The sequence below is a fragment of the Streptococcus sp. 2741 genome (genome assembly GCF_013276315.1).
GTDB classification, from domain to species: domain Bacteria; phylum Bacillota; class Bacilli; order Lactobacillales; family Streptococcaceae; genus Streptococcus; species Streptococcus pseudopneumoniae.
Map to the genome: position 1 here is coordinate 1 of NZ_VMKU01000058.1, position 18,562 is coordinate 18,562.

Below are 18,562 nucleotides of genomic sequence, written 5' to 3' on the forward strand. Positions count from 1 at the left end.
ACTGTCCCATGCTTGATTTCAGTATGGATAGTTTGAGGAGCTTTTCCAAGTAAAGAGGCGATTTCTCTATTTGATTTCCCTTCCTTTTTTCATCGTTCGATTAAGCGACGGCTATCGATTGTCAAATGTTTGGCTTTTGTAGTATAATGGTTTTGCATCTCTGTGCCTTTCTTGTGTTTGTGATTGAACAACAAGTATAACACAGAGGTGTTTTCTTATGCCTAGAAGAGCTTTCATTTGACAAGAGGAACCCTTGAAGCAGTTTTGTCAGCTAAACCAAGGCTAATCTTAGCCTTGGCTTTCCAGCTTAACAGCTCCAAGCCTCTTATCAAATGAAATCGAGGGCTAACTATCAGCTAGTTAAAACATCTAATTTTTAGGAGGGCTGGGTGGCTAACTTCATTATAGAACTTTCAATATCACATTCGAATCACAATAAATAAAAAAATCTTCCAATTCCCTTGCAAAAATGAAGAAAGTGTGATAACATAGTACGGTATGTGGTGCTAGCACATCCGCTATATTAGATCTAATAGGAGGAAAACACAAATGGCTAAAGTATGTTACTTTACAGGTCGTAAGACTGTATCAGGAAACAACCGTTCACACGCGATGAACCAAACAAAACGTGCCGTAAAACCAAACCTTCAAAAAGTTACTGTTCTTATCGATGGTAAACCTAAAAAAGTTTGGGCTTCAGCTCGCGCTTTGAAATCAGGTAAAGTTGAACGCGTTTAATAATAAAAGCAAGGAGACCTCAGGGTCTTTTTCTTTTGACATAGTGAAAAAATCATTTTAAAAGCAGAGTAAATATCCGCTGATACAGTATTCTGCTTTTACACTTGGGCTGAAATATGATAAAATAGAGTATCAACTAGTTGAGGTAAAAAGGATGACTGTAAAAATTAATACAAAAGATGGTCAAATCGAACTAACAGATGAAGTGATTGCAACCGTCGTAGGTGGAGCAGCAACTGAAATTTTTGGTGTGGTCGGTATGGCTAGTAAAAATGCCCTCAAAGATAATTTCCAAGCCCTTCTAGGTAAGGAAAATTATTCCAAAGGTGTCGTCGTAAAGGCAGCCGAAGATGGAAGCATTGCAGTTGATGTGTATACCGTGTTAAGCTACGGAACAAAGATTAGTGAAGTGTCAAAAAACATTCAAGAGCGTGTTGCCTTTAGCTTGGAAAACCAGCTTGGAATTACTGCTCAGACTGTAAATGTCTACATTCAAAATATCAAAGTTGTAGGAGAATAACCGTGTCAAAAATTACTACTAGCTTATTTCAAGAAATGGTGCAGGCTGCATCAACTCGCTTGAATAAGCAAGCTGAATATGTCAATTCATTAAACGTCTTCCCTGTTCCAGATGGAGATACTGGAACAAACATGGGGATGACCATCGAAAATGGAGCTAAAGAAGTTGCAGACAAGCCAGCTTCTACAGTTGGAGAGGTAGCGAGCATTCTTGCTAAAGGGCTTTTGATGGGTGCGCGTGGGAACTCAGGAGTTATTATGTCTCAGCTTTTCCGTGGATTTTCACAAGCCATCAAGGATAAAGACGAGTTAACAGGTCAAGACTTGGCCCTTGCCTTCCAATCAGGTGTTGAAGTTGCCTATAAGGCAGTGATGAAACCAGTTGAAGGAACGATTTTGACAGTTTCTCGTGGGGCTGCTATCGGTGCTAAGAAAAAAGCTGAGCAAACAGATGATGCTGTTGAAGTCATGCGCGCAGCCTTGGAAGGTGCTAAAACAGCTCTAACTAAAACGCCAGACATGCTTCCAGTATTGAAGGAAGTTGGCGTTGTGGACTCAGGTGGTCAAGGATTGGTCTTTATCTACGAAGGTTTCCTTTCTGCCCTTACTGGTGAATATATTGCATCTGAGGACTTTGTAGCGACTCCTGCCAATATGAGTGAAATGATCAATGCAGAGCACCACAAGTCTGTGGCTGGTCATGTGGCGACTGAGGATATCAACTTTGGTTACTGTACTGAAATCATGGTAGCTCTTAAGCAAGGTCCAACCTATGCCAAAGATTTTGACTACGATGAATTCCGTAACTACTTGAATGAACTTGGAGATTCTCTCCTCGTTGTCAATGATGATGAAATCGTCAAAGTCCATGTCCATACAGAAGATCCAGGACTTGTCATGCAAGAAGGTCTAAAATATGGTAGCTTGGTCAAGGTAAAAGTTGACAATATGCGTAACCAACACGAAGCACAGATTGAGAAAGAAACTGCCCAAGTTAGCAAGCCAGCTGAAGAAAAAGAGTATGCTTTGATTGCTGTGGTGGCTGGTAAAGGTCTAGCAGATATCTTCCGTTCTCAAGGTGTGGATTATGTTATCGAAGGCGGTCAAACCATGAACCCTTCAACAGAAGACTTTATCAAGGCTGTTGAACAGGTCAATGCCCGTAACATCATCTTCCTGCCAAATAACAAGAATATCTTCATGGCAGCTCAATCTGCGGCAGAAGTTTTGGAGCAACCAGCAGTAGTGGTAGAGGCTCGCACTTTTCCTCAAGGTTTGACAAGTCTTCTTGCCTTTGATTCAAGCAAGTCCATTGAAGAAAACCAAGAGCGTATGACAGCTGCTCTTAGTGATGTCGTTAGCGGAAGCGTCACAACAGCCGTGCGTGATACAACGATCGATGGTTTAGAAATCCATGAAAACGATAATCTAGGTATGGTGGATGGGAAAATCCTCGTGTCAAACCCTGACATGCACCAAACCTTGGCAGAAACTTTGAAACATATGTTGGATGAAGACAGTGAAATCGTAACCTTCTATGTCGGTGAAGACGGAAGCGAAGAACTTGCCAATGAAATCGCTCAAGAAATCGCAGAAGAATTTGAGGATCTTGAAGTTGAAATCCACCAAGGTCAACAACCTGTTTACCCCTATCTATTTAGTGTGGAATAAGAGCCGATTAATGAAGGACTGAGAAATCAGTTCTTTTTCTTTTTTAGCAAATGAAAACGGTATCTTTTTAATAAAAACAAAAATAACATTCATAAATAAACGTTAAAATAGAAAATTCAGAAAATTTCTTCTTTTCTCTTGAAAATTTTTAAAAAAATGGTATGATAGTAACAAGTTATTTTTAAGAGGAAAGAAAGGGGAACAATGGAGAAAATCAGTTTAGAATCTCCTAAGACGGGTTCGGACCTAGTTTTGGAAACACTTCGTGATTTAGGAATTGATACCATCTTTGGTTATCCTGGTGGTGCAGTCTTGCCTTTTTATGATGCGATATATAATTTTAAAGGTATTCACCACATTCTAGGACGCCATGAGCAAGGTTGTCTGCATGAAGCTGAAGGTTATGCTAAATCAACTGGAAAGTTGGGTGTTGCCGTCGTTACTAGCGGACCGGGAGCAACAAATGCCATTACAGGGATTGCGGATGCCATGAGCGATAGTGTTCCCCTTTTGGTCTTTACAGGTCAGGTAGGGCGAGCAGGGATTGGGAAGGATGCCTTTCAGGAGGCAGACATCGTGGGAATTACCATGCCAATCACTAAGTACAATTACCAAGTTCGTGAGACAGCTGATATTCCGCGTATCATTACGGAAGCTGTCCATATCGCAACTACAGGTCGACCAGGGCCAGTCGTAATTGACCTACCTAAAGACGTATCTGCTTTAGAAACAGACTTCATCTATTCACCAGAAGTGAACCTACCAAGCTATCAGCCGACTCTTGAGCCAAATGATATGCAAATCAAGAAAATCTTGAAGCAATTGTCCAAGGCTAAAAAGCCAGTCTTGTTAGCTGGTGGTGGAATTAGTTATGCTGAGGCTGCGGCAGAATTAAATGAATTTGCAGAACGCTATCAAATTCCAGTCGTAACAACTCTCTTAGGTCAAGGAACAATTGCAACGACTCACCCACTCTTCCTTGGAATGGGGGGGATGCACGGTTCTTTCGCAGCGAATATTGCCATGACAGAGACGGACTTTATGATTAGTATTGGCTCTCGTTTTGATGACCGTTTGACAGGAAATCCAAAGACTTTTGCTAAGAATTCTAAGGTTGCCCATATTGATATTGACCCAGCCGAGATTGGCAAGATTATCAGTGCAGATATTCCTGTAGTTGGAGATGCTAAGAAAGCCTTGCAAATGTTGCTAGCAGAACCGACAGTTCATAACAATACTGAGAAATGGATTGAGAAAGTTACTAAAGACAAGAACCGTGTTCGTTCTTATGATAAGAAAGAGCGTGTGGTTCAACCGCAAGCAGTTATTGAACGCATTGGTGAATTGACGAATGGAGATGCCATTGTGGTAACAGATGTTGGTCAACACCAAATGTGGACAGCCCAGTATTATCCCTACCAAAATGAACGTCAGTTAGTGACTTCAGGTGGTTTAGGAACCATGGGATTCGGAATTCCAGCAGCAATCGGGGCTAAAATTGCTAACCCAGATAAGGAAGTAGTCTTGTTTGTTGGGGATGGTGGTTTCCAAATGACCAACCAGGAGTTGGCTATTTTGAATATTTACAAAGTGCCAATCAAGGTGGTTATGCTGAACAATCATTCACTTGGAATGGTTCGCCAGTGGCAGGAATCCTTCTATGAAGGAAGAACATCAGAGTCGGTCTTTGATACCCTTCCTGATTTCCAATTGATGGCGCAGGCTTATGGTATTAAAAACTATAAGTTTGACAATCCTGAGACCTTGGCTCAAGACCTTGAAGTCATCACTGAGCATGTTCCTATGCTAATTGAGGTAGATATTTCTCGTAAGGAACAGGTGTTACCAATGGTACCGGCTGGTAAGAGTAATCATGAGATGTTGGGGGTGAAGTTCCATGCGTAGAATGTTAACAGCAAAACTACAAAATCGTTCAGGAGTCCTCAATCGCTTTACAGGTGTCTTATCTCGTCGTCAGGTTAATATTGAAAGCATCTCTGTTGGAGCAACAGAAGATCCGAATGTATCGCGTATCACCATTATTATTGATGTTGCTTCTCATGATGAAGTGGAGCAAATTATCAAGCAACTCAATCGTCAGATTGATGTGATTCGCATTCGTGATATTACAGACAAGCCTCATTTGGAGCGCGAGGTGATTTTGGTTAAGATGTCAGCGCCAGCTGAGAAGCGAGCTGAGATTCTAGCGATTATTCAACCTTTCCGTGCAACAGTGGTAGACGTAGCGCCAAGCTCGATTACCATTCAGATGACAGGAAATGCTGAAAAGAGTGAAGCTCTATTACGAGTCATTCGACCATACGGTATTCGCAATATTGCTCGAACGGGTGCAACTGGATTTACCCGTGACTAAAAATCCAACTTAAATTTGTTAAACCAGCCTAAAAGGCAATAAATGATAGAAAAGAGAGAAAAACTATGGCAGTTCAAATGGAATACGAAAAAGATGTTAAAGTAGCAGCACTTGACGGTAAAAAAATCGCCGTTATCGGTTATGGTTCACAAGGACATGCGCATGCTCAAAACTTGCGTGACTCAGGTCGCGATGTCATCATCGGTGTACGTCCAGGTAAATCTTTTGACAAAGCAAAAGAAGATGGATTTGACACTTACACAGTAGCAGAAGCAACTAAATTGGCTGATGTTATCATGATTTTGGCACCAGACGAAATCCAACAAGAATTGTACGAAGCGGAAATCGCTCCAAACTTGGAAGCTGGGAATGCAGTTGGATTTGCTCATGGTTTCAACATTCACTTCGAATTTATCAAAGTTCCTGCGGATGTAGATGTCTTTATGTGTGCTCCTAAAGGACCAGGGCACTTGGTACGCCGTACTTACGAAGAAGGATTTGGTGTACCAGCTCTTTACGCAGTATACCAAGATGCAACAGGAAATGCGAAAAACATTGCTATGGACTGGTGTAAAGGTGTTGGAGCAGCTCGTGTAGGTCTTCTTGAAACAACATACAAAGAAGAAACTGAAGAAGATTTGTTTGGTGAACAAGCTGTACTTTGTGGTGGTTTGACTGCCCTTATCGAAGCAGGTTTCGAAGTCTTGACAGAAGCAGGTTACGCTCCAGAATTGGCTTACTTTGAAGTTCTTCACGAAATGAAATTGATCGTTGACTTGATCTATGAAGGTGGATTCAAGAAAATGCGTCAATCTATTTCAAACACTGCTGAATACGGTGACTATGTATCAGGTCCACGTGTGATTACTGAGCAAGTTAAAGAAAATATGAAAGCTGTCTTGGCAGACATCCAAAATGGTAAATTTGCAAATGACTTTGTAAATGACTATAAAGCTGGACGTCCAAAATTGACTGCTTACCGTGAACAAGCAGCTAACCTTGAAATTGAAAAAGTTGGTGCAGAATTGCGTAAAGCAATGCCTTTCGTTGGTAAAAACGACGATGATGCATTCAAAATCTATAACTAATTAGAAAGCAAAGAATTTTGCTTAAAATAGTAGCTTCAGCTATTCGTGGGATATTAGATATACTTATTTAGGGGTTGAAATCATATGAATATTACCAATTTGTTTTCTATCAAGACAGGATGTGATGAGACTGATAGGCAACTGCAAAAATTATTTTTTCAGTTGGATTTACAATTGGGAGAATTGACAGATCAACTAAGAAAATTAGATTCTAATTTTGTTCCTCGTAGTCAATTTGTAGACACGCTGGATTTGAATGATGTAGAATATAAAGAAGTTTTAAACTATTTTATCTTCCATCGTAATGATAGTGAAGAAAGTTTGGCAGAATGGTTATATGATTGGATTTCCACAAATCGTTATGAACTTCCTAAAGAGTTTTCAATTCGTATGGCTCATAAATATCATGAAAGTGTTGCTGAAGTTTTTGGAGATGAATAACTAAAAAAACAGTCATTAGTGACTGTTTTTTATAGAAAAAGAGGTTTTATATGTTAAGTTCAAAAGATATTATCAAGGCTCATAAGGTCTTGAATGGTGTGGTTGTGAATACCCCACTGGATTACGACCATTATTTATCGGAGAAGTATGGTGCTAAGATTTATTTGAAAAAAGAAAATGCCCAGCGTGTTCGTTCCTTTAAAATTCGTGGTGCCTATTATGCTATTTCTCAGCTCAGCAAGGAAGAACGTGAGCGTGGGGTAGTCTGTGCTTCTGCGGGAAATCATGCGCAGGGAGTTGCCTATACTTGTAATGAGATGAAAATTCCTGCTACTATTTTTATGCCCATTACCACTCCGCAACAAAAGATTGGTCAGGTTCGCTTTTTTGGTGGGGATTTTGTAACCATTAAACTAGTTGGAGATACCTTTGATGCCTCAGCCAAAGCAGCTCAAGAATTTACAGTCTCTGAAAATCGTACCTTTATTGCTCCCTTTGATGATACTCATGTCCAAGCGGGTCAAGGAACAGTTGCTTATGAGATTTTAGAAGAAGCTCGAAAAGAATCGATTGACTTTGATGCTGTCTTGGTCCCTGTTGGTGGTGGCGGTCTCATTGCCGGGGTTTCTACCTATATCAAGGAAACAAGTCCAGAAATTGAAGTCATTGGGGTAGAGGCTAATGGAGCGCGTTCCATGAAAGCTGCTTTTGAAGCTGGTGGACCTGTTAAACTCAAAGAAATTGACAAATTTGCGGATGGGATTGCTGTGCAAAAGGTAGGACAGTTGACCTATGAAGCAACGCGTCAACATGTTCAAACTTTGGTAGGTGTCGATGAGGGATTGATTTCTGAAACTTTGATTGACCTCTACTCTAAGCAAGGGATTGTTGCAGAACCTGCTGGAGCAGCTAGTATCGCCTCTTTAGAGGTTTTAGCTGAATATATCAAGGGGAAAACCATTTGTTGTATCATTTCTGGAGGGAATAATGATATCAACCGTATGCCAGAAATGGAAGAGCGTGCCTTGATTTATGATGGGATCAAACATTACTTTGTGGTCAATTTCCCACAGCGTCCAGGAGCTTTGCGTGAGTTTGTAAATGATATCTTGGGGCCAAATGATGATATCACCCGTTTTGAGTATATCAAGCGAGCTAGTAAGGGAACAGGTCCAGTATTGATTGGGATCGCTTTGGCAGATAAGCATGATTATGCAGGCTTAATTCGTCGAATGGAAGGTTTTGATCCAGCTTATATTAACTTAAATGGGAATGAAACGCTCTATAATATGCTTGTCTGAGGACTAATAAAAAAATATCATATTATTTGCACAACTAATGTATAGGTGTTATAATGATAGTGAAGAAAGGGGGCGATTCCTATGGTTTTAGGAAGCTTATCGTGCTATTTCTACTACAACTCACTATAACACCTATTATTTTCGATTCTGTTTATATTAAGGCGGCAGAATTACTTACTATATATAAGGAAATTTTTTGAAATCCCCAATTGTATATATCCCTAATTTGAGATTTCTCTAAATATAATAGGAATCAAAAAAAATAATCAATGTTTGTGAGATGACTGCTAGGTGAGTTGGTCGAAAAAACTCGTGAGATAGACAATAGTGCTAGACATGCAATAGCTAGTGATACTGATTTTAAATGACTAGCTGGAAAGTGGGTATGTAATCAGAAGATGCAAGATTGTACAAAGTAAGTAGTACCGGTTGTGAAATGGATAAGATATAGATAAGGACAGGAAAGGAACCAAAGAAGGAGAAAGAAAACGGAATGATTTAGAGATAGTGAGGAGTGAAAGACTATCTTTAGTGGGCTTGTTGATTTAAAAGGAATAGATAGAATGAAATAGTAAATCCTGTCTATCCTATTAAGAAACTGGTATTCAGCATACGTGAATATTTTTACAAATTTAAAGTTTAATAATGCAATTGTTTTTTAGGAGCATACTGATGGGTTATAGTAAGCGGAAAACTATATATTATCGGCTTTAAAAAGGAAGTAAGAAGATTCTGGGTCATTTATTTTATTGAATATATGTTTTTTTATTGACAAAAGTAGTAAAAACGTATACAATTAAGTATTGTAAAGAAGAAAATAGGAGAAAAACATGGCTAAGTCAAACTTTGAAAAAGTAGAATCAGTTGTTGGCTGGGTTCGTGATAAGAAAATCACAGGCTACCGTATCTCTAAGGAAACGAATGCGCGTGAAATGTCTATCATTGCTCTGGCGCAGGGTCGTGCAAAAGTAAAAAATATTTCATTTGAAACAGCCCTAGGCCTAATTGATTTCTATGAAAAAAATCATGAAAAATTTGAAGATTAATCTTTGGATAACGGCGGATTCTTGACCCTCAAGTAGTAGAGATAGAGAATCTGCCTTTTCATTTTGAGGACAGCAAAAAGACTGCACGGTTGAGGCAGCCTTTTCTTTTTATTTGAGATAGCGTTGAAGGAATTCTTTTGTACGGTCTTCTTTAGGATTGGTGAAGAGATCTTCTGGTTTGCCTTCTTCAGCAATCACACCCTTATCCATAAAGATAACACGGTGAGAGACATCACGGGCGAATTCCATTTCGTGGGTTACGACAATCATGGTCAAGCCTTCCTGAGCCAGATCTTGCATGATTTTGAGGACTTCTCCAACCATTTCTGGATCGAGAGCTGATGTTGGTTCATCAAAGAGAATAGCGTCCGGATTCATGGAGAGGGCACGAGCGATGGCCACACGTTGTTTTTGACCCCCTGAGAGTTGTCTTGGCTTCGCTTGCCAGTAGCGTTCTCCCATGCCGACTTTTTCTAGGTTTTCTTTGGCAGTCTTTTCAGCTTCTGTGCGTTCGCGTTTAAGGACAGTTGTCTGAGCGACAATTGTGTTTTCAAGCACGTTGAGATTTTCAAAGAGGTTAAAGGATTGGAACACCATCCCCAACTTTTCACGGTATTGCGTGAGGTCATAGCCTTTTTCGAGGACATTTTGTCCATGATAAAGGATTTGTCCATCAGTTGGTGTTTCAAGTAGGTTGATGGAGCGTAGGAAGGTCGATTTCCCGCTTCCAGAGCTTCCGATGATAGAGATGACCTCTCCCTTGTGGACAGTCAGAGAAATGTCTTTTAGCACTTCGTTTTGTCCATAGGATTTTTTGAGGTGTTTAATTTCAAGGATTGCTTGTGTCATTATTTCAAATCCTCCGTTTGCATTTGGTTAGCACCTGTAGTATAGGTATCCATGTCCATTCGGCGTTCGATGAAGCGTAGGATACGTGTTACGGTGAAGGTGAGGACAAAGTAAATCACGGCGATGATTGTAAATGTCTGGAAGTATTGATAGGTTTGAGTTGCCACGGTATTTCCTGAGAAATAAAGTTCGACAACAGAGATAACGTTCAATACAGATGTATCTTTGATATTGATGACAAATTCATTACCAGTTGCTGGTAGGATATTGCGGACAACCTGAGGTAGGACAATCTTACGCATGGTTTGGTTATGAGTCATACCGAGTGCAGTTGCGGCTTCAAATTGTCCCTTGTCAACTGCCAGGATACCACCACGGACGATTTCAGTCATGTAGGCACCGGTATTGATTGAAACGATGAAGATAGCAGCTAGTGTACGGTCAAGGTTGATACCGAAAGCTTGGGCAGTTCCATAGTAGATAACCATCGATTGAACGATCATTGGCGTACCACGGAAAATTTCAATGTAGACATTGAGGATCCAGCCAACTAATTTTTGTAGGCTATAAATGGCTTTATTTTCAGATAGAGGAGCAGTACGGAAAACACCAATGGCAAGACCGATAATGAGACCTGTGATGGTTCCGACGATAGAGATTAAAAGAGTGATACCAGCACCACGCAAGAGTTGTTGCCAGTTTTCAGAAAGAATTTTAGCAACTTGGCTAAAGAAACTACTGCTAGTCTCTTCAGTTGTTGTAGCTTCGGCAGGTTGTTCCTTGATCATACGATCCATCAAGGCAACTTGGTCGTCTTTTGAAATGGTTTCAATGCTGGCATTGATTTGGCTAATACGATTGTCATCTTTACGAAGTCCAATGGCGATAGCTGTATCTTCTTCCCCAGTTTTGAAACCTGGTTCTACTTGGACCATCTTGAACTTAGAGTTTGCAGCTTCGGCAGTCAGAGCTTCTGGGCGTTCAGAAACATAGGCATCGATGACACCAGCCTCAAGAGCTTGGCGCATTTGAGCGAAGTCTCCCATGGCTGTTTCTTTTTTAGCACCTGGGATTTGTGAAATCAAGTCATAAAGGTAAACACCTTGTTGAGAAGTGATTTTCGCACCATTAAAGTCATTCAAAGATTTAGCATTTGCGTAGGCAGAATCTTTTTTGATAAGCAAAACTGGTTCGCTAGTGTAGTAACTGCTTGAAAAGGCAATTTCTTGTTTACGCTCGGCAGTAGGACTCATACCTGCGATAATCATGTCAATCTTACCAGAAGTAAGGGCAGGGACTAGACCTTCCCACTTGGTTTTAACAACCAAAGGTTCTTTACCTAAGTCCTTAGCGATTTTCTTGGCGATTTGAACATCGTATCCGTTGGCATACTGGTTGGTTCCATCGATTTTGACAGCTCCATTGCTATCATCATCCTGGGTCCAGTTAAAGGGGGCATATGCTGCTTCCATCCCGATGCGTAAATATTCATCGGCTTGAGCAACATTGACAAGTCCTAGCATCAGCAAGAGACTTGTGAAAATAGATAAGTATATTTTTCTCATGATTTCTCCTATTCTAATCTATTAAAAAATAACTGTCTCCTATTTTATCGAAAAATGCGTAATTTTTCAACATAAGTAAGCCTTTACTTACGAAAAAATGCTATAATGATAAGAAAGATAAAAAGGGGGCTTAGTTGATGAAAAAAACTTTTTTCTTACTGGTCTTAGGCTTGTTTTGCCTTCTGCCACTTTCTGTTTTCGCCATTGATTTTAAGATAAACTCTTATCAAGGGGATTTGTATATTCATGCAGATAATACGGCAGAGTTTAGACAGAAGATAGTTTATCAGTTTGAGGAGGACTTTAAGGGCCAAATCGTGGGACTTGGACGTGCTGGCAAGATGCCTAGTGGATTTGACATTGATCCTCACCCAAAGGTTCAGGCTACGAAAAACGGTGCAGAACTGACAGATGTGACTAGTGAAGTGATAGAAGGAGCAGATGGTTATACTGTCAAAGTTTACAATCCAGGTCAGGAAGGTGACACAGTTGAAGTTGACCTTGTCTGGAATTTAAAGAACTTGCTTTTCCTTTATGATGATATCGCTGAATTAAATTGGCAACCTTTAACAGATAGTTCAGGGGCTATTGGAAAGTTTGAATTTCATGTAAGGGGAGATAAGGGGTCTGAAAAACTCTTTTTCCATACAGGGAAACTTTTTAGAGAGGGAATGGTTGAAAAGAGTAACCTTGATTATACTATTCGTTTAGACGATCTTCCACCTAAGCGTGGAGTTGAATTGCATGCCTACTGGCCTCGGACCGATTTTGCTAATGCTAGGGATCAGGGTTTGAAAGGAAATCATTTAGAAGAATTTAATAAGGTAGAAGACTCGATTGTTAAAGAAAAAGAGCAAAGTAAACAACTCCTTACTTGGGTCTTCCCTTCGATACTTTCTATCTCCTTGTTATTGAGTGTCTGCTTCTATTTTATCTATAGAAGAAAGACCACTCCTTCGGTCAAATATGCCAAAAATCATCGTCTCTATGAACCACCAATGGAATTAGAGCCTATGGTTTTATCAGAGGCTGTCTACTCGACCTCCTTGGAGGAAGTGAGTCCCTTGGTCAAGGGGGCTGGCAAATTCACCTTTGACCAACTTATTCAAGCTACCTTGCTAGATGTGATAGACCGTGGAAATGTCTCTATCATTTCAGAAGGAGATGCAGTTGGCTTGAGGATAGTAAAAGAAGATGGTTTGTCAAGCTTTGAGAAAGACTGTCTAAATCTGGCTTTTTCAGGCAAAAAAGAAGAAACTCTTTCCAATTTGTTTGCGGATTACAAGGTATCTGATAGTCTTTATCGTAGATCAAAAGTCTCTGATGAAAAACGGATTCAAGCAAAGGGGCGTCAACTCAAATCTTCTTTTGAAGAAGTATTGAACCAGATGCAAGAAGGAGTGAGAAATCGAGTTACCTTCTGGGGGCTTCCAGATTACTATCGTCCTTTAACTGGTGGGGAAAAGGCTTTGCAAGTGGGTATGGGGGTCTTGACTATCCTGCCCCTATTTATCGGATTTGGTTTGTTCTTGTACAGTTTGGATGTTTATGGCTATCTTTACTTCCTCTTGCCAATACTTGGTTTTCTAGGTTTGGTTTTGGCTGTTTTCTATTATTGGAAACTTCGACTAGATAACCGTGATGGTGTCCTAAATGAGGCAGGAGCAGAGGTCTACTATCTCTGGACCAGTTTTGAAAATATGTTGCGTGAGATTGCACGATTGGATCAGGCAGAGTTGGAAAGTATTGTAGTCTGGAATCGCCTCTTGGTCTATGCGACCTTATTTGGCTATGCGGACAAGGTTAGTCATTTGATGAAGGTTCATCAGATTCAAGTTGAAAATCCAGATATCAATCTATATGTAGCTTATGGTTGGCATAGTATGTTTTATCATTCAAGCGCGCAAATGAGCCAATATGCCAGTGTCGCAAATACAGCAAGTACCTACTCTGTATCTTCTGGAAGTGGAAGTTCTGGCGGTGGCTTCTCTGGCGGTGGAGGCGGTGGCAGTATCGGCGCCTTTTAAAGAGAGCTATCACTGGCTGAAAAAATATGCTATAATGGAAGATAGAAAAAGGAGTAGTCTATGTATCTTATTGAAATTTTAAAATCTATCTTCTTCGGGATTGTTGAAGGAATTACGGAATGGTTGCCGATTTCCAGTACAGGTCACTTGATTTTAGCAGAGGAATTTATCCAATACCAAAATCAAAGTGAAGCCTTTATGTCCATGTTTAATGTTGTGATTCAACTTGGTGCTATTTTAGCGGTTATGGTGATTTACTTTAACAAGCTCAATCCTTTCAAACCGACTAAGGACAAACAGGAAGTTCGTAAGACTTGGAGACTATGGTTGAAGGTCTTGATTGCGACCTTGCCTTTGCTTGGCGTCTTTAAATTTGATGATTGGTTTGACACCCACTTCCATAACATGGTTTCAGTTGCCCTCATGTTGATTATCTACGGGATTGCCTTTATCTATTTGGAAAAGCGCAATAAAGCGCGTGCTATCGAGCCAAGTGTAACAGAGTTGGACAAGCTTCCTTATACGACAGCCTTTTATATCGGTCTCTTCCAAGTTCTTGCCCTTTTACCAGGGACAAGCCGTTCTGGAGCTACAATCGTCGGTGGTTTGTTAAATGGAACCAGTCGTTCAGTTGTGACAGAATTTACCTTCTATCTAGGGATTCCTGTTATGTTTGGAGCTAGTGCCTTAAAGATTTTCAAATTTTTGAAAGCAGGACAGCTCTTGAGCTTTGGACAATTGTTCTTGCTCTTGGTTGCGATGGGAGTAGCTTTTGCGGTCAGCATGGTGGCTATTCGTTTCTTGACAAGTTATGTGAAAAAACACGACTTTACCCTTTTCGGTAAATACCGTATCGTGCTTGGTAGTGTCTTGCTACTTTATAGCTTTGTCCGTTTATTTGTATAAGAAAAACCTTGAAGGGGCAACTCTTCAAGGTTTTAAAATCCAGTCAGGGTAATCCCCAACAGGCGGACCCCTCTTTCTTTCTCGCTTAACTCTTCATAGAGTTGCAGGGCTATTTGGCTTATCTGACTAGCGTCCTGTGTTTTTTGAGCCAGACTTTTTCGTTTAGTGAGAGTTGAAAAGTCCTCGTAGCGGATTTTCAAAATGACAATTTTTCCAGCTTTTTCTTGCTGATTGAGATTGAGAGCGACTCTTTTTGATAGGAGAGTCAGCTCTTTTTTGATGTCTTCCTCGGCACGGAGAATCTTCCCATAGGTTTTCTCCTTACCGATTGATTTACGGATGCGATTTGATTTAACTGGGGAATTGTGAATACCACGAGCCTTTCGATAAAGGTCATAGCCCAGTCTGCCAAAGCGGTCTATTAGGGTCACTTCAGGAACTTCAAGTAGATCAGCGCCAGTAAAAATCTCCATTTGATGAAGACGTTCGACTGTCTTCTTTCCTACTCCATGAAATTTGGAAATATCCATTTGTTTGAGAAAATCCTCAGCCTGGTCAGGTAGAATCACTGTCAAACCATGTGGTTTTTGATAATCGCTAGCCATCTTGGCTAAGAATTTGTTGTAGGAAACACCTGCGGAAGCAGTTAGATGGAGTTCTTGCCAGATATCTTTTTGAATGAGGCGAGCAATTTTGACAGCTGACTTGATACCGAGTTTATTTTCTGTTACATCCAAATAGGCTTCGTCAATACTCATAGGTTCAATCAAATCTGTATAGCGCTTAAAGATAGCTCGAATCTGGAGTCCCACAGATTTGTATTTCTCATAATTTCCTGAGATAAAGATGGCCTGGGGACAACGCTCATAGGCTTCCTTAGAGCTCATGGCTGAATGGATACCAAAAGCTCGTGCCTCATAGCTACAGGTAGAAACGACTCCCCGCCCACCTGTTTGCCGAGGGTCACTGCCGATAATGACAGGTTTTCCTCTGAGTTTAGGATTATCTCTGATTTCCACCGCAGCAAAAAAGGCATCCATGTCAATATGGATGATTTTTCTTGACAAATCATTTAACAAAGGAAAAATCAACATGCCTAGCCCCCTTTTTACCGCTTATTTTCTTTTATTATACCCTTTTTTCTGAAAAAAAGAAAAAAGGACTTTATTTTTTCAAAAATATAATACAGTTTGAAATAAAATATAGACTGTTTTAGAAAAGAAAGTGTAAAAATAGGGATTTTCCACTTGTTGAAATCGGTTACTGTATGGTATACTTGTCTCATGAATGTAACAGATGGTTGTTACTAGAAAGAAAAAAGAGGACATTAACATGGTTGTTAAAACAGTTGTTGAAGCACAAGATATTTTTGACAAAGCTTGGGAAGGCTTCAAAGGCGTAGATTGGAAAGAAAAAGCAAGTGTATCACGCTTCGTACAAGCTAACTACACACCTTACGATGGAGACGAAAGCTTCCTTGCAGGACCAACAGAACGTTCACTTCACATCAAAAAAATTGTAGAAGAAACGAAGGCTCACTACGAAGAAACTCGTTTCCCAATGGACACTCGTCCAACATCTATCGCTGATATCCCAGCAGGATTTATCGATAAAGAAAATGAAGTTATCTTCGGTATCCAAAACGATGAACTCTTCAAATTGAACTTCATGCCAAAAGGTGGTATCCGTATGGCTGAAACAACTTTGAAAGAAAATGGATACGAACCAGATCCAGCTGTTCACGAAATCTTTACTAAATACGTAACAACAGTTAACGACGGTATCTTCCGTGCCTACACTTCAAACATTCGTCGCGCACGTCACGCACACACTGTAACTGGTCTTCCAGATGCATACTCACGCGGACGTATCATCGGTGTTTACGCACGTCTTGCTCTTTACGGTGCAGACTACTTGATGCAAGAAAAAGTAAACGACTGGAATGCAATCGAAGAAATTGATGAAGAAACAATCCGTCTTCGTGAAGAAATCAACCTTCAATACCAAGCATTGCAACAAGTTGTTCGCTTGGGTGACCTTTACGGAGTTGATGTTCGCAAACCAGCGATGAACGTTAAAGAAGCGATCCAATGGGTTAACATCGCCTTCATGTCTGTCTGCCGTGTTATCAACGGTGCTGCTACATCTCTAGGACGTGTACCAATCGTTTTGGACATCTTTGCAGAACGTGACCTTGCTCGTGGTACATTTACTGAATCAGAAATCCAAGAATTCGTTGATGATTTCGTTATGAAACTTCGTACAGTTAAATTTGCTCGGACAAAAGCTTACGACCAATTGTACTCAGGTGACCCAACTTTCATCACAACTTCTATGGCTGGTATGGGTAACGACGGTCGTCACCGTGTTACTAAGATGGACTACCGTTTCTTGAACACTCTTGACAACATCGGTAACTCTCCAGAACCAAACTTGACAGTTCTTTGGACTGATAAATTGCCATACAACTTCCGCCGCTACTGTATGCACATGAGCCACAAACACTCTTCTATCCAATACGAAGGTGTAACAACAATGGCTAAAGACGGATATGGTGAAATGAGTTGTATCTCATGCTGTGTGTCTCCACTTGACCCAGAAAATGAAGAACAACGCCACAACATCCAGTACTTCGGTGCGCGTGTAAACGTATTGAAAGCCCTTCTTACTGGTTTGAACGGTGGTTACGACGATGTTCACAAAGACTACAAAGTATTTGACATCGAACCAATCCGTGACGAAGTTCTTGAATTTGAATCAGTTAAAGCTAACTTTGAAAAATCTCTTGACTGGTTGACTGACACTTACGTAGATGCCTTGAACATCATTCACTACATGACTGATAAATACAACTACGAAGCTGTTCAAATGGCCTTCTTGCCAACTAAACAACGTGCCAACATGGGATTCGGTATCTGTGGATTTGCCAACACTGTTGACACATTGTCAGCTATTAAGTACGCTACAGTTAAACCAATCCGTGACGAAAATGGCTATATCTACGATTACGAAACAATCGGTGAATACCCACGTTGGGGTGAAGATGACCCACGTTCAAACGAATTGGCAGAATGGTTGATCGAAGCTTACACTACTCGTCTACGTAGCCACAAACTTTACAAAGACGCAGAAGCTACTGTATCACTTTTGACAATCACATCTAACGTTGCTTACTCTAAACAAACTGGTAACTCACCAGTCCACAAAGGTGTATACCTCAACGAAGATGGTTCTGTGAACTTGTCTAAACTTGAATTCTTCTCACCAGGTGCTAACCCATCTAACAAAGCTAAAGGTGGATGGTTGCAAAACTTGAATTCACTTTCTAGCCTTGACTTTAGTTATGCAGCTGATGGTATCTCATTGACTACACAAGTATCACCTCGCGCTCTTGGTAAGACTCGTGACGAACAAGTTGATAACTTGGTAACAATCCTTGATGGTTACTTCGAAAACGGTGGACAACACGTTAACTTGAACGTTATGGACCTGAACGATGTTTACGAAAAGATTATGTCAGGTGAAGACGTTATCGTACGTATCTCTGGATACTGTGTAAACACTAAATACCTCACTCCAGAACAAAAAACTGAATTGACACAACGTGTCTTCCACGAAGTTCTTTCAATGGATGATGCCTTGGATGCATTGAGCTAATCAAGTTCTTGAATAATGAAAAGGAACCCTCGGTCAGTCGACTGAGGGTTTTGTGCTTGGGGATAGTGTGAGCAATTCCTTCGGCGCAATATGCAATGTTTTTGGAAAGGAATAGTGGACCGAATCTGAAATAGCCCGCTGAAACGTTTCAAACAGTGCTAGAAATTGACTGGAATTCAAAGATACTTGTTGAGTTGGGGGGATTTGAAAATAATCCTCAATGAAAATCAAAGAGCAAACTAGGAAGCTATCCTCAGGTTGCTCAAAACACTGTTTTGAGGTTGCAGATAGATCTGACGCAGTTTGAAGAGATTTTCATTGAGGATAAGTCAGGTACTGAAATGTCTGATCGGGATTTAAAGATATAATCCCGACTTTAT

At 40.5% G+C, this 18,562-nt stretch carries 15 protein-coding genes and 1 pseudogene; 12 read left to right on the plus strand and 4 right to left on the minus strand.

From position 1 onward, the window contains the following. Nucleotides 1-158 (minus strand): annotated as a pseudogene (locus HT671_RS06370) (helix-turn-helix domain-containing protein); the annotation flags it as partial. Between the two features lie 391 nt (nucleotides 159-549). Here HT671_RS06370 and rpmB point away from each other — a divergent pair. From rpmB to HT671_RS06415, 9 genes are all read left to right on the plus strand, one after another. Further along, nucleotides 550-738 (plus strand): 50S ribosomal protein L28, encoded by a 189-nt coding sequence (rpmB, locus tag HT671_RS06375; protein ID WP_001140948.1) that lies wholly within the window; start codon nucleotides 550-552, stop codon nucleotides 736-738. A gap of 154 nt (nucleotides 739-892) precedes the next feature. Then, a complete protein-coding gene (locus HT671_RS06380) occupies nucleotides 893-1,258 on the plus strand; it encodes an Asp23/Gls24 family envelope stress response protein (RefSeq protein ID WP_000216436.1) in 366 nt (121 codons plus the stop codon). 2 nt (nucleotides 1,259-1,260) lie between these two features. After that, complete coding sequence (locus HT671_RS06385) at nucleotides 1,261-2,928, plus strand: DAK2 domain-containing protein (protein ID WP_172923091.1); 1,668 nt, start codon at nucleotides 1,261-1,263, stop codon at nucleotides 2,926-2,928. A gap of 204 nt (nucleotides 2,929-3,132) precedes the next feature. Further along, a complete protein-coding gene (locus tag HT671_RS06390; RefSeq protein WP_000411733.1) occupies nucleotides 3,133-4,833 on the plus strand; it encodes an acetolactate synthase large subunit in 1,701 nt (566 codons plus the stop codon). Further along, the gene (ilvN, locus tag HT671_RS06395) at nucleotides 4,826-5,302 is read left to right on the plus strand and encodes an acetolactate synthase small subunit (RefSeq protein WP_001253803.1); all 477 of its coding nucleotides are present in this window, start codon (nucleotides 4,826-4,828) and stop codon (nucleotides 5,300-5,302) included. Before HT671_RS06390 ends, ilvN begins: the two co-directional genes overlap by 8 nt. Nucleotides 5,303-5,367: 65 nt before the next feature. Then, nucleotides 5,368-6,390 (plus strand): ketol-acid reductoisomerase, encoded by a 1,023-nt coding sequence (gene ilvC, locus HT671_RS06400; protein WP_000290683.1) that lies wholly within the window; start codon nucleotides 5,368-5,370, stop codon nucleotides 6,388-6,390. A gap of 84 nt (nucleotides 6,391-6,474) precedes the next feature. Continuing rightward, nucleotides 6,475-6,831: a hypothetical protein gene (locus HT671_RS06405; protein ID WP_023939147.1), complete on the plus strand. Its 357-nt coding sequence runs from the start codon at nucleotides 6,475-6,477 to the stop codon at nucleotides 6,829-6,831. Between the two features lie 50 nt (nucleotides 6,832-6,881). Further along, entirely contained in the window at nucleotides 6,882-8,132 is a 1,251-nt protein-coding gene (gene ilvA / locus HT671_RS06410) for a threonine ammonia-lyase IlvA (RefSeq protein WP_000952969.1), read from the plus strand. 830 nt (nucleotides 8,133-8,962) lie between these two features. Further along, complete coding sequence (locus HT671_RS06415; RefSeq protein ID WP_001130036.1) at nucleotides 8,963-9,178, plus strand: hypothetical protein; 216 nt, start codon at nucleotides 8,963-8,965, stop codon at nucleotides 9,176-9,178. Nucleotides 9,179-9,286: 108 nt separating this feature from the next. Here the strand turns inward: HT671_RS06415 and HT671_RS06420 are convergent, their stop codons facing one another. Beyond that, nucleotides 9,287-10,027, minus strand: a complete 741-nt coding sequence (locus HT671_RS06420) for an amino acid ABC transporter ATP-binding protein (protein WP_000189488.1) — start codon at nucleotides 10,025-10,027, stop codon at nucleotides 9,287-9,289. After that, complete coding sequence (locus tag HT671_RS06425) at nucleotides 10,027-11,592, minus strand: ABC transporter substrate-binding protein/permease (RefSeq protein WP_050223454.1); 1,566 nt, start codon at nucleotides 11,590-11,592, stop codon at nucleotides 10,027-10,029. Before HT671_RS06425 ends, HT671_RS06420 begins: the two co-directional genes overlap by 1 nt. 137 nt (nucleotides 11,593-11,729) lie before the next feature. Here HT671_RS06425 and HT671_RS06430 point away from each other — a divergent pair, with 137 nt between their 5' ends. Both HT671_RS06430 and HT671_RS06435 read left to right on the plus strand, forming a co-directional pair. Continuing rightward, the gene (locus HT671_RS06430; protein ID WP_050223452.1) at nucleotides 11,730-13,619 is read left to right on the plus strand and encodes a DUF2207 domain-containing protein; all 1,890 of its coding nucleotides are present in this window, start codon (nucleotides 11,730-11,732) and stop codon (nucleotides 13,617-13,619) included. Nucleotides 13,620-13,679: 60 nt separating this feature from the next. Beyond that, the gene (locus HT671_RS06435; protein ID WP_050223451.1) at nucleotides 13,680-14,525 is read left to right on the plus strand and encodes an undecaprenyl-diphosphate phosphatase; all 846 of its coding nucleotides are present in this window, start codon (nucleotides 13,680-13,682) and stop codon (nucleotides 14,523-14,525) included. Nucleotides 14,526-14,557: 32 nt separating this feature from the next. Here the strand turns inward: HT671_RS06435 and dinB are convergent, their stop codons facing one another. Next, nucleotides 14,558-15,619, minus strand: a complete 1,062-nt coding sequence (gene dinB, locus HT671_RS06440) for a DNA polymerase IV (protein ID WP_050223449.1) — start codon at nucleotides 15,617-15,619, stop codon at nucleotides 14,558-14,560. 238 nt (nucleotides 15,620-15,857) lie between these two features. On the opposite strand from dinB, the gene pflB reads away from it, so the two are divergent. Further along, entirely contained in the window at nucleotides 15,858-18,182 is a 2,325-nt protein-coding gene (gene pflB / locus HT671_RS06445) for a formate C-acetyltransferase (RefSeq protein WP_000260631.1), read from the plus strand. Nucleotides 18,183-18,562 lie beyond the last annotated feature (380 nt).